General features: G+C 46.9%; 10 protein-coding genes. 3 read left to right on the top strand and 7 right to left on the bottom strand.

Features of this window, described 5'->3' with window-relative positions; translation table 11 throughout:
* Nucleotides 1-53 precede the first annotated feature (53 nt).
* The 5 genes from JUB15_RS01215 to JUB15_RS01195 all read right to left on the bottom strand — a co-directional run bounded on the left by JUB15_RS01215 (nt 54) and on the right by JUB15_RS01195 (nt 8,076).
* Entirely contained in the window at nt 54-998 is a 945-nt protein-coding gene (locus JUB15_RS01215) for a dihydrodipicolinate synthase family protein (RefSeq protein WP_207510417.1), read from the bottom strand.
* A 19-nt stretch (nt 999-1,017) separates the two neighbouring features.
* On the bottom strand, nt 1,018-2,181 hold the full coding sequence (locus tag JUB15_RS01210) for a sialidase family protein (protein WP_207510416.1): 1,164 nt from the start codon (nt 2,179-2,181) through the stop codon (nt 1,018-1,020).
* 25 nt (nt 2,182-2,206) lie between these two features.
* Nucleotides 2,207-3,154 carry a dihydrodipicolinate synthase family protein gene (locus JUB15_RS01205; RefSeq protein WP_207510415.1) on the bottom strand — a complete coding sequence of 316 codons (948 nt, stop codon included), beginning with the start codon at nt 3,152-3,154 and terminating at the stop codon, nt 2,207-2,209.
* An 81-nt stretch (nt 3,155-3,235) separates the two neighbouring features.
* Entirely contained in the window at nt 3,236-4,708 is a 1,473-nt protein-coding gene (locus JUB15_RS01200; protein WP_207510414.1) for a RagB/SusD family nutrient uptake outer membrane protein, read from the bottom strand.
* Between the two features lie 32 nt (nt 4,709-4,740).
* Nucleotides 4,741-8,076 carry a SusC/RagA family TonB-linked outer membrane protein gene (locus tag JUB15_RS01195; protein WP_207510413.1) on the bottom strand — a complete coding sequence of 1,112 codons (3,336 nt, stop codon included), beginning with the start codon at nt 8,074-8,076 and terminating at the stop codon, nt 4,741-4,743.
* Between the two features lie 384 nt (nt 8,077-8,460).
* Here JUB15_RS01195 and JUB15_RS01190 point away from each other — a divergent pair, with 384 nt between their 5' ends.
* The 3 genes from JUB15_RS01190 to JUB15_RS01180 all read left to right on the top strand — a co-directional run bounded on the left by JUB15_RS01190 (nt 8,461) and on the right by JUB15_RS01180 (nt 10,514).
* Nucleotides 8,461-9,156, top strand: a complete 696-nt coding sequence (locus JUB15_RS01190) for a FadR/GntR family transcriptional regulator (RefSeq protein ID WP_207510412.1) — start codon at nt 8,461-8,463, stop codon at nt 9,154-9,156.
* A 206-nt stretch (nt 9,157-9,362) separates the two neighbouring features.
* On the top strand, nt 9,363-9,917 hold the full coding sequence (locus JUB15_RS01185; protein ID WP_207510411.1) for a hypothetical protein: 555 nt from the start codon (nt 9,363-9,365) through the stop codon (nt 9,915-9,917).
* A 99-nt stretch (nt 9,918-10,016) separates the two neighbouring features.
* Nucleotides 10,017-10,514, top strand: a complete 498-nt coding sequence (locus JUB15_RS01180) for a response regulator (protein WP_207510410.1) — start codon at nt 10,017-10,019, stop codon at nt 10,512-10,514.
* Between the two features lie 209 nt (nt 10,515-10,723).
* On the opposite strand, the gene JUB15_RS01175 is transcribed toward JUB15_RS01180, so the two are convergent.
* The gene (locus JUB15_RS01175) at nt 10,724-11,407 is read right to left on the bottom strand and encodes an SRPBCC family protein (RefSeq protein ID WP_207510409.1); all 684 of its coding nucleotides are present in this window, start codon (nt 11,405-11,407) and stop codon (nt 10,724-10,726) included.
* Between the two features lie 486 nt (nt 11,408-11,893).
* Complete coding sequence (gene moaCB / locus JUB15_RS01170) at nt 11,894-12,805, bottom strand: bifunctional molybdenum cofactor biosynthesis protein MoaC/MoaB (RefSeq protein ID WP_207510408.1); 912 nt, start codon at nt 12,803-12,805, stop codon at nt 11,894-11,896.
* Nucleotides 12,806-12,937: the final 132 nt, after the last annotated feature.

Genomic DNA, 12,937 nt, shown 5'->3' with positions numbered 1-12,937 from the left:
CACCACTGGCCACTCACCACTGACAATCAGAGCAAGATTTAAGATTATTCTATCTAAGAAGCTACAGTTGCCGCCTTCGGCTTACAGATCCAGTCAAAGAATCCGATCTTTCTCAAATCAGCTTCCAATAATTTGTATTCATTCTCTTTGAACGGATTCAACGGATAACGCACATTGCCGCAATCGCAGCCGATCAGTTTCATCATCGCTTTTTGCGCCCGCAGTCCGCCATACTTCACGATCACCCGCACCATTTCTACCGAAATATATTGCAGGCGCTGCGCTTCCTTCAGATTGCCTTTCTTAAATTCTTCCATAAGGGCATTGTACAATGGCGCCACAAAATTATAGGTGCTGCCAATGAATCCTTTTGCCCCAGTGGCGAGTGCGCCTAACAACATCTCATCGGTTCCGTATAAAATGTCGTATTTATTATTATTGAAGTTAACACAAGCCTGGTAATCATGGATCAGCGGAGCAGTATATTTAATACCTGCAAAAGAAGGGATGGCGTCCCCTGCTTTTTCCAGCAGCTTCACCATATCGAGACTGATGCCGGTGAGCGCCGGGATATTGTAATAATATAACGGTAAAGCCGGTGCGCCTTCGGCAATCTCCTGCAGACAGGCAACCAGCAGGTCAATGGAATCTACTTTAAAATAAGTTGATGGCGTGGCGGAAATATAGTCAGCACCGATCTGCTGCGCATGCGCCGCCAGCTGACGGGCTTCTGTAATGCTGTTATGCCCAACATGCACAAATACCAGCAATCTTTTATTCGCTGCTTTTACAAATGCTTCCGCCAATTGCTTTCTTTCTTCGGTGGTAAGTGAGGGTCCTTCGCCGGTGCTGCCACAAACAAACATGCCCTTTACCTTATTATCAATTAACAGGTTTACTACATCGGGTACTTTACTGAAATTAATAGTTCCATCAGGATGCATGGGTGTAAAGGGTGCGGATATCAATCCATTAAGATGGCTCATGTGTGTGCTCATTATGATTAAATTATAATATTTACCTGGTTAACAATTCCTTTGCGTTCAGTTTTTGAAAGACAATAGTTTCATAGGGCCTGTTCTTACCCGCTTCGTACAAACAATTAATGCTTCCATCGGGTAAAACGGTCATACTGGAGTAAGCGGAAGGTCCTGCATGTAAGGTGCGGATGACCGGCCAGGTTTGTCCTTCATCGTAACTGGCCCTGATGGTCATGTTGATCCGTTTGGCCGAAGCCGGGTTCAGGAACAGCATGGTGCTTTTTGCTTTTTTCGATGGCCAGGAATAGCGAATAATACTGGCCTGGCAAACCGGTTCCATCAGCGCCGGTACATCAACAGGAGCGGTCCAGCTGATGCCACCATCATAACTAATGGCATGGGCGCGACAATTGCGTTGAAAATAGGAGCGCATATTCATGAGCAGGGTGCCGTTGCCATCTGCCACTTCCACTACCTGGCATTCATTCATCTTTGGTGTGATGGTGCCGCCTAACTGCCAGGTGGCGCCATGATCATCGCTATAGATACTATGTGACCCCATTGATAAATGCCCCTGTGCGGGAATGGTAGTTGAATCGTCATAACTGAAATCACAGGGTATCACCAACCGCCCTTTGTGCGGGCCGTTCTTTATTTGAATGCCAATGCCCGGCCCTGTTGCATACCAGCCCCACTCCTTTTTCTTGGTGGTAGCTGTAATGTTCTCCGGCGCCGACCAGCTAAGGCCATCATCCTTGCTCCTGCTCACCCAAACCGTGCGGGTGCTGCGGCTTATTTTTTTATTGATAGCTTCTTCTTTGTCATCGCCCAGGTTATGGCACATGATCAGACAAATGGTACCGGTTTCTTCATCTACTACCGGGCATGGATTGCCACATGTATTGATACTATCGTCCCAGATCACCTGCTGTTTACTCCAGGTGCGGCCGCCATCGGTTGATCGTTTTACTAACATGTCAATATCGCCGGCATCGGCCGCATTGTTCTTCCTGCCTTCGCAAAATGCCAGCAGGGTGCCTTTATTAGTGGTTACAATAGCCGGAATACGATAGCTTTTATAACCATCTTTACCGGATACGAATAATGCAAGGGTATCGGGGTTTGACTGGGCACGAATTACAGCGGGTGCACCTATGATTATAATAAAACCGAAGAACAGGAAATAGCTTAATAATTTCATAGTTAATTTGTCTCTTTTTTATAACTCAACGCTCGACTTTGCTCAGCTGAAAGAACGCCGACATCATTTCATGTGCTATCGGGCGTAACCTGGCGACCTCGCCGTCATCGATACCATTGTAAGGCCACCGCAAACGGGTACCCACATTCGACCAGCCGCCGATCGCTGCCAGTAATTTATCCGCCGCCTGGTTGCTATACCCCTGCTTACTGATAAATGGTTGAATGTACTGGCTCATGAACAACTGGATCCCTTTCTCAATGTTCAATGCCCGCGGCAGATCTGTCAACATCATATCATACCATTGCTGGGCTGCCGCGGGTTGTAAACAGGCGACATTTGAATACGCGCCGTGAGCGCCCAGGCTGATACCCGTTGCCAGGTAATGCCCGGGTACAAAAATGGAAATATCAGGCGCCCATTTTTTCATGGCTGCATACCAGGCCGCATCGCCACCCACGGTTTTGCAACCTACCAGGTGGATCCCGGCTTCTTTTAACTGGTAAAATTCTTCAGGCGTTAATCTCTTTTTTGCATGGGGCGGATTGTACAGCACCAACCCTGCCGGCGCTGCAAGTTCGCTTAATACCCACAGGTAGTTGATCACTTCGGGCATCGAGGGGGCCGACCAATCGGGCAGGATCACCTGGATGGCGCCGGGCTGCAAGGCGGCGGCCCGCTTCACCCGCTCGCGCGCCATGACGGGACTGGTATGACAGGCGCCGATCTGAAAGGGCATACCGGCTGCATTGCATTTTTCAGCCAGCATCTTACTGATGGCATCGAACTCTGCTTCGGTTTGATTATAGAACTCGCCAGCCGTGCCATTTGAATATATGCCGTTCACCTGCATGTCGATCAGTGTATCTATTTCTGCCGACAGGTTATGGTAATCGATGCTGTCATCGTTTTTCATGGGTATCAAGAGCGTGGCCCAATTACCTTTGATATCGTTTGCCTGCAATGGCTCCATTATTTGTTTTTATTGTGGTTTTTATTCACTCCCGGTGTATTGAATTTGGTTCTTCATTATCACATCAGCTAATTATTTGTTTTAATATCCATCCGTTTGACGTAATTCGCCGTTGTTGGCCATTACGTTGGCTGCCAGCGGCCAGAACAGGGGCGTGGTTTTGCCCACCAGGTTCGGCACATAGGTATACACATCGATGGTACCTCCTTTATGGAACCGCACCAGGTCGTGCCAGCGCTTGTTCTCGAAGAACAGCTCGCGGCCGCGCTCATCCAGGATCTCTCTTTCTACACTGGGTTTATCGGTTGCACCGGTATAATTACCTATGCCGGCGCGGTTACGGATCCTGTTCAGGTATTCAATGGCTTTTGTTGTATTATCAATACCGGCGTACGCTTCCGCCGCCATCAGGTATACTTCGCCCAGGCGATACAGGATGATATCATTATCGGGCACGCGGTCATCGGCATATTTATTGCCAGGCAGTTTGGTGATCCAGGAAATTTTAGGGGTTGTGCCCTGGCGCTCGGTGACCCAGGTGAAGGGAATGCGTTTATCATTGCTGGCGAACAGGGCCCTTGACCTGGGACTGATCTGGTAAGCGCCCTGTCCATTCGAGGTAGTGTTGCAATAAGGCAGACTATCCTTATTGGTGGCGCCGGTAATACCGGACTCATAAGGAAGGGCGTTAACGGCGTAATTATTATAACTTTCATCCCGGTTAAAATATGCGGCAACGATGATCTCGCTATTGGCGCGCGTGGTGGTCACTTCCTTAAAATCTGCGCGCAGGCTGAGGCCTCCTGTTTTTTCCACTTCGGCCACCGCGGCAATAGCATCGTTGAAATCACTGGCTCCACCGCCCAGCACTTTGGCGCTCCACAGTTTGGCATCTGCTTTCAGCGCCTGTGCAGCAACGTAAGAAAACCGGTATTTACTTGGGATGGTTTTCTGTGGGTAAAGGGCTATGGCCTGGTCAAGGTCGGCAATGATCTGCTTCATTACATCAGTAGCTTTTGACCTGGGCAATTCGGGTACGTGCTCGTTGGTGATGGCTTCAAGCATTAACGGCGTATCGCCGATAATGCGGATAAGACTGAAATAAATGAAAGCCCGCAAACTGTAGGTTTCTGCCATCACTCTCTTTTTTACGTCTTCATTGGTAAATTCGAAGTCCTCGATCCTGGCCAGCAACAGATTACAGTTACCAATGGCTTTATACCAGTTGGTGTAATCAAATGCGCCGGTAGTAGGCGTTATGTTGTGTGTCCACGCCTGGGTAAAACGCGAGTTCAGGGCTGGCACCAGCTCTTCACCGCGCTCCGTTCCATAGGTAATATTATTGGCTATGCCTGTAATATTCTGCAGGCCGGTTCTGGCCGATCCGCGCAAATACATATAAATTCCCACGACGTACGGCTCAAAATCACTTTCATTTGAAAAGTAGTCCGCCTCGGTAATATTCGATTCCATCTTTGCGTCAACCAGCTTCTCGCAACCGGTCCCTATCAACAGCAACCAGCAACTTGTAATTAAAAGAAATAATTTGTTCATATGTTGTAATTACAATCGTTATGAATAGTTATTTAAAACCGCACGCTTGCGCCCAGCGAAAACTGACGGGGTCGTGGATAACCTATTGCATCGAACCCGCTGTAGGTTTCCGGGTTCACCCCTTTGTATTTTGTCAGATACCCGATGTTATAAATGCTGCCGAATACATTCAATCCTGAAAGGCGTGCTTTTTTTACCAGTTCCCTGGGAAGATCATACGCCAGGTAAATTTCGCGGAAAGCCAGGAAGTCGCCTTTTTCGAACATGGTGCTTACGTCAACGCCGTAGGAGTTGTTAACGCCAACCGTGTTCACCTGGCGAATATAATTGCGCTGACCAAAATCGAAATCGGCAAAAGAGAAGCGGGCGTATTTCTTGCCTACATCGCCGGGTTGTTTCCAGATGTCATCACCTAACGCTTCTGCGGGAGCGCCTTCGTTGTAGGCACGGCCCTGTCCTAACGACCGGGCCAATGCGCCATTGCTGATCACATGCCCCAGGGCATAATCCATAGTAAAACGCAGGGTAAGCCTTTTATAAGTGAAAGTATTTTGCATACCACCGATCTTGTCAGGCGCCCGGAAACCCATGAACACCATGTCGCGGTTGTCGATGATGTTGTCGTCATTCAGATCGGCCCAGATATAATCACCGGCTCTTTTACCCACGGTCTGACCACGGGGAGAAGCCATCAGGTCGGTCTTACCCCAGGCAGCTGCTTCTTCGTCGGTAGCAAAAACGCCTTCTACTTTAAAGGCATACAAACTGTAAGGCCGCTCGCCTTCAGCAATACCGCCTACTTCGATTTCACTCTTTGAAGCGGGGTCATACACCGTACCACCGTTCTGGCGGTTCTTGGCCCGGCCATTATCCGGCAGGTCAACAACTATGGTACGGTTCAATGCAAATGAGAAATTGGTTTTCCATGTAAAATCCCTGTATTTTAAAACAGTGGCGGAGAGTTCCACTTCAACGCCCCTGTTCCGCAATGTTCCATTGTTATAGGTGATGGCAGTAAATGGCCCTTCCAGCGGCAACGGCTTCGAAGCCAGCCTGTTTTTGGTGAGCTTATTATAATAATCTACCGTCAATGTGATCCTGTTCTGCAGAAAAGCGGCATCAATAGCCAGGTCGGTAGTTTCGGTTGATTCCCATCTCAGGTTCGGATTGGCCAGCCCATCGCGCACGATGCCCGAAGTTTGGCCATAGGAAGTACCCACATAACTACCATAGGTATCTCCCGGATCCAGATCGTTCAACCCCGAAGCACCCCAACTGGCCCGTAGCTTTAAGGCACTGATATATTTGCTGCGCCAGAATGATTCATTATGCAGGTTCCAACCCACTGATAAAGCAGGGAAAGTAGCATATTTGTTTCCGGGAGCAAAGTAAGAAAAGCCATCATAGCGAAACGAACCGCTTATCAGGTACTTATTGTCATAATCATAATTAAACTGTGCAAAATAACTGGCAGACCGTTGATCTGTTATAGACGTGTACAGATCGGTTACGTTGGGAACGGTTTGCCCGTTTATGATGGTTGTGGTAGGTTCTTCAATAGTGTACACGTAATCGTTGGTAGCCCGTTGAGAACCCAGTCTTGCCGTATCCAACTGTTTGCGGGTGTAGTTAAAACCGGCCAGCACGCTGAGGTTATGATCGCCAAAAGAACGATCGTACTGCAGGATCTGGTCTACCATCAACTGGCGCTCGGCATGGATGGCCTCAAATTTTTGCCTGGTGGTAGAGAACTGTGGTAAACCGGGAAACGCTTTGCGGAACAACCGGTTCTTGTTATCGTCCAATATATAGGAAACTGCAGGTCTGAAATGCAACCCTTTGGCAATGGTAAGATCTCCGGCCAAACGGGAGATGATACGTTCGGTATTTACCCGCACATCATCGTACTTCAATGTATGAAAACGGTTGCGGGTAGTTTGCACTTCCCCAAACACAGGCGTACCGTCATCACGGAAGATGCGGATCAGCGGCGTAATACGTGTAGCTCGCACAAGGTCGTTCTGGTACGACTCAACGTAGTTCGGGATCACATTCTGGTAGTTCACCTGGGCATCGAGTTTAAAGTTCCTGGCCACTTTGAAACCAAAATTGCCCAATACGTTGTAGCGTTTGTAGTTGGTTCCAACAAAAATACCTTCCTGGTTCACATAACCCAGCGATACATTGTAATTCGCGTTCTCGCCGCCCCCGTTCACACTGGCATTGTAGTTGTCGGTGATCCCTGTGTTCCATAACATATCCTGGTAATTGTTATCGGCAAACAACAAGCGGGTGCCGGGGTTTACGGGATCATCTATCACCTGCCAGCCTTTTGCGAGCAGATTGTTCACATAATCCTGTCCTTCTACCGCTACAATATTGTCGTATAATGCGGTTAAATTAATGGAGTTGCTATACTCGCCTTTTTGCGTAAATACCCTGGCACCGGCGGAAAATTCGCCGTTCAGCAGGTTGTCTTTATTGATGGGATCATGGGTGTTCTTAACCGTGGTACGTGCCAGGATCAGATAATCTTTGGCACTTAAATAATCATAATCGCGCATCTGGGTTTCCCAGTTGCGGCGATAATTAAAGGTGATCACGGGCTTTGCACCAAACTTGCCTGACCTGGTCTTAATGACAATTACGCCATTAGCGCCGCGGGCTCCATAAGCAGCTGTAGAAGCAGCATCTTTCATTACCTGCAACGACTCAATATCGTCTGGATTGATATCGTTCATTGACCTGAACACCCCATCTATCACAACGAGGGGATTTGAATTATCTACACTGCTGTTGGCCCTGCCGCCGCTGGTGCCCAAACCGGTACCATAGGAATTGAGTTTGGTACCACCGCGAATGAGAATATTATTGGCCCCTGAACCCGGTTGTCCGTTCACAATAGGAACCGAAACCCCGGCCAGTTTTCCCTGCAGCGCCTGTACCGGGTTCGGGTTTGGGGTGTTAACCATTTCTTCTGCCGCCAGCTTTGATACGGCGGCTGCCGTTTTATTACGGGTTTGTGTCATATACCCGACCACCACTACATCGCTAAGCGCAGTGGCTTCAGCCTCCAGCGATACATTGATCACCTGCCGGCCATTGATAGCCACTTCTTTTGGCTGGGTGCCGATATAAGAAAATACCAGGGTGTCGTTCAATGAATTTACCCTGAGCTGAAACTGACCGTTGTTGCCGGTAACAGCGGCCCGGTTAGTTCCTTTTACAGTAACGGTTACATTCGAAAGCTTGTCGGCTGTGGAGGTTGTGGTAACGGTACCTGAAACGATGGGATTGGTTTGCGCAATACCCATAGCACTAATCAATAACCAGCAACCAGTGAGTAGCCAGAAGAGGATCTTTTTCATATGGCTTATCGTTAGTTTCTCAATACGTAGTTATGTACTACATAATACAAATATAGAACTATCCTAATTCAAACCAAATATTTTTACGGGTGAATTTGTGCATTAAGTGCCGGTTGTATGGTACATGCTTTGGAGCCTTCCACAGCAGAAGAAATTATGGTTACGCCTTCGTCACTCAATAGGTTGCAGTTTTTCAATACGTTAAATGTGTAAGAGCTGTTGAGCGAGGGAATTGCTGCAAGGCTGCCGTCGGATCTTTTAAAATCATCGAATGCAAGTTTACGCAATCGATTGACTACATTTATACGACCGAAGCGGCAAGCTAAAGCGCTAATTTCTATTAAGTATTACATATTGAACTAACTTTTTGTTACTTTTGATAGTATGAGTATTGACAAAGATCTTTTCAAACTTAAGCCGATCGCCTATACCACGATGGCCGATCAGGTGGAGAATCACCTGCGCGAGTACATCATCAAACGTTCCATAAAACCCGGTGACCCTATTCCGAAGGAAACTGAAATTGCCCAGGCATTGGGCGTAAGCAGGAACGTGGTGCGGGAAGCGCTGAGCCGTTTGCGCATGCTGGGCATGATAGAATCGCGCAAGAAAAGAGGGATGATACTCACCCAGCCTGATGTTATGAAGGGCCTGGAACTGATCATTCACCCCACTATCCTGGATGAAAATGTTCGTAAGCAATTGTTTGAATTGCGGCTTGTGCTGGAAGTGGGTCTGGGCGATCTTTTATTCCGCCGTAAAACGGAAGAACATCTAAAGAAACTGGATGCCATTGTAGAACGCGAGCACAAAGCCACCACACAAATTGAACGCATCCGCTGCGAAGTTGATTTTCACTCTACCTTATATGAAATGGCCGGTAATGAGACCCTGAAACGTTTCCAGGACATTCTGATGCCGGTGTTTGAATATGTAGTAGAATACGAATCAAAACTCGATCATACTTCCGTAGGTTCGGTAACCCATGCCGACCTTGTTAAAATATTATACAGTAACAATGCCGAAGCATATCCCAACGCGATGCGTAAACATCTGATGCCGCACCTGGATCATTTATAGGTTTCAAATGCGGTGTTTGTTTCGTGTTAATTGAAAATCTGCGTTAAATTATCCAGCGTTTATAGTTTTTGGTTCATCGTTTATGGTTTCCTGCACATAAACGGCCTGATTATTGTCCATTGCTCCCGCTAAGCAAGACCAATTGTCTATTGCTAAACGCCCCGCCTTCGCTGTTGCTAAAAAACAATTAACACTAAAACAGAGGTATGAAGAACATAATTATTATCGGCAGTATGTTATTATTAACCGGCACAACAGCATTTTCGCAGGAGATCCTGTCGCTCAACGATCCTATTTTCCCTTCCACCCATAAGATAGCCAAAGAACAAGCTGCTGCCACTCCCACCTATACCACCGAACAACATTTTCTCACTGATTTTCCCAATGCAACCAATATACAATGGAAACGGATGGGGTATGAAGAAGTTTCTTTTGCGATGAATGGAAAAGACATGAAAGCATTTTATGATCACAATCATAAGCTGATAGGCAGTACCATCTCCGCCCACTTCACCGATCTGCCGGCCAAAGCTCAAAGAGAAATAGAAAAGCGCTACCGGAACTACACACTTCAGTCTGTTCTCCTGTTTCATGACAACCAATACAACGCCACTGACATGATGTTATATGGCAATGTGTTTGAAGATGCGGATAATTACTTTGTAGAGTTGGTGAACAATGAAAAAACCATCGTGCTGCAGGTAAATATGGAAGGTCTTGTGACGTTCTATAAGGACATTTCCTATAGTAATGTTAAATAACAATCCATAACTACAGGTTTCCCTATAATAAGGCAACCTGTAGTGAAAATAATTGTTAGTAAACACAATTAATCAAGGAAATTGTCATTAATACATTTTATGAAGGGGGTTACTATATTACTGGCAGAGGATAATTTGGTTTTGGGCTTATTTGTTAAACGCGTGTTGCAGCAGGCTGGTTACCGGGTCTGGTTTTGTTCCAATACGTCGGAAGCCTGGCAATATTATGCTGATAAAAATCCCGACCTGGTATTACTCGATAACAACCAGTCGGTGCAAACCAACCTGTTGCTGGCTCACCGCATCAGGCAGGATAATAAGTTAATCCCTATTCTTTTCCTGTCGGGTAAAACGTATGAAGAGGAAGTGTTTGAGAACATCTGGCCGCAAGAGATCCAACCTGCTACTTCCGAATCACTGAGTGAAAAAAAATTACTGGAGAACCTGCACAATATGCTGCCGGTGGCAGCACCAGCTGCCGCGCTGGCGCCGGTATATGATGTCAAAGGAATGAAATTGTGCGGGCCCGAAGATATCCTGATCCTTACCAGTTTCTTTGAAGGATCGGTGCACCTGAGAGAATATGTTCCTAATTAATGGTTACCGGTTACCAGTTACCGGGTGCCGGGTTCCAGTTACCGGTTACCAGTCACCAGTTGCGGGGTACCAGTCACCAGTTACCAGTTGAAGCTCGCGATGATCGGGTTACTGTTTCGAGGTTACAGGTTACAGGGCTTTTTCCTCAGATCACACATCACTGCTTTATGCCCTGCAACCTGAAACATGTAACGTGAAACGTATAATATTTAAACCTTATTGGGAATTAGCACCGTTTCGTGTGTTTCTACGAAATCTTTAAATCCTCTTATTTCTTCTTCGATCAATCTTTTGAATACCGGTGTAAACAACCTGGCCACCTGTTCACCGGCTTTGCCCAAAGGCGCATGGTACGTGAGCACTACATCGACAGTAGTACCTTGTCCGCCCAATGAATCGCGGAAACCTACTTTACCGGCATTATCTATTGAGGAACCGGGAAGGCTTTGCCACGCGATCATTTCACCGTAGCGTTCTTTTACGATCTCTGCATGCCATTGCAGGGTACCTACATGGCCTGGCAGCTCCATTACCCAGTTTGAATACAATTCGTCCTGTTCTTCTACCCGCTTCAGATGTTTCATGAAGGAGGGCAGGTTACTCAGGTTACGCCATGCAGCGTACACCTCTTCGCGGGGTTTATTGACTACCATCGATACCCTTATGTTGAGGGAGCGGCCATGGGCTACCTTTTCGATGGATTGATACATTTCGTTGAATGTACGTTTGCCGGCAAGTCCCTTATACGTGAGGTAGCAGCCTACTGCCGCTTTCAACACGCGTCTGGAAGAATTTCTGTTGAATGCACTGCCGATCAGCATCATTCCTCCAACTACGGAAGCCAGCCTTTGGCAGGAGGCTGAGCTCAATAATTTGTCACGGTTGGTATGCATAACCTATAGTTTTTAAGTGGATAGTATTTGATGAATAGCATTAAGTATCAAAATACTATACCACGAATGGAGGGGCAGCCAGCTTAGGTTATGTTGCCTGGGAGGTGAAATTGTGGCCTTTTTTCTACAGAAAAACAAACATGCTGATTTCGAGATTTTGAGATTTCGAGATTTCGAGATTTGCTTTCTGCTCAGCACTCTGAAGAATTTCGAGATTTTGAGATTTCGAGATTTCGAGATTTGCTTTCTGCTCAGCACTCTGAAGAATTTCGAGATTTTGAGATTTCGAGATTTTGAGATTTGCTTATACGCAAGCATCCTGACATTCAGTAACCTCAAGAACGGGCAATCTCTATAGATGGCGACATTTCGGGATTTTGGGATTTTGAGATTTTGAGATTTTGAGATTTTGAGATTTGCCTATTGATCAGCAGTCTGACAAATAAATAAATCAAGAAATCTCAAAATCAGGAAATCAGAAATTTCTTAATCATGTCTCATCCCTTCTGCCACTCTGAAAATATGTATAATATAGGGAAACAACGCATCCATGGTCTCTTCGGAGCCTTTGGTTGAACCGGGCAGGGTAAGCACCAGCGTATTTTGAACAAAACCTGCGACACCCCTCGATAACATGGCGTAAGGCGTACGTTGCTGTCCGTACTGACGGGCCGCTTCCATAATGCCGGGAATGGCGCGATCGAGCAAAGGCGTAATAGCTTCGGGTGTTACATCACGTGGAGAAAGACCTGTACCGCCGGTGAACAGTACCAGGTTGTACTGTTCGCTTACCAGCTGCTTTAGTTTTGATTGAATGATCTCCACTTCATCCGGGATGATGTCGTAGATACCTGCAGCGAGATTGTATTGTTTTAATTTTTGCAGAATGACCTTGCCGGCCCGGTCCTCTTTTTCGCCGGCAGAAATGCTGTCGCTGCAAACGATCACGGCGCAGCGCAGGCTTTCGGTGAGTGATTCCCTGAAATCGGTTTTACCGCCTTTTTTGTTAACGAGTTTGATGGTGCTGATCTCAATTTCTTTATCGATCGGTTTCAGCATATCGTACATCGTCAGGGCCGTTACAGAGGCGCCGTGCATGGCCTCAACTTCTACGCCGGTCTTATAGATCGTATGTACTTCTACGGTGATGGTGATGTTCAGACCTTCTATCGTATGGGTGATACCGGCATATTCTACGGGCAGCGGGTGACAATCGGGAATAACATCACTTGTTTTTTTGATGGCAAGCAATCCGGCCGCCCGGCTGAATTCGAACACGTCGCCCTTGGGCACTTTCCGTTGCTGGATGGCGTCGATGGTTTCCTGTTTGGACACTTTTACAATTGCAGTGGCTATGGCCTGGCGTAAACTATTTACTTTGTGGGTTATGTTTATCATTCTTGGTTAGTCTCTCTTAAATGGTCAATGGTCAATGGTCAATGGGCAGACGGCAGACGTGAGACGGCAGACGTTCACAATTTAAACATTCCTATTTTCCGCTTACCTAATAATTTCCACTATCTCTTTATC

The sequence above is a fragment of the Longitalea luteola genome (assembly GCF_017356035.1).
GTDB lineage: Bacteria > Bacteroidota > Bacteroidia > Chitinophagales > Chitinophagaceae > Niastella > Niastella luteola.
This window is presented reverse-complemented; position numbering and strand designations above follow the sequence as displayed.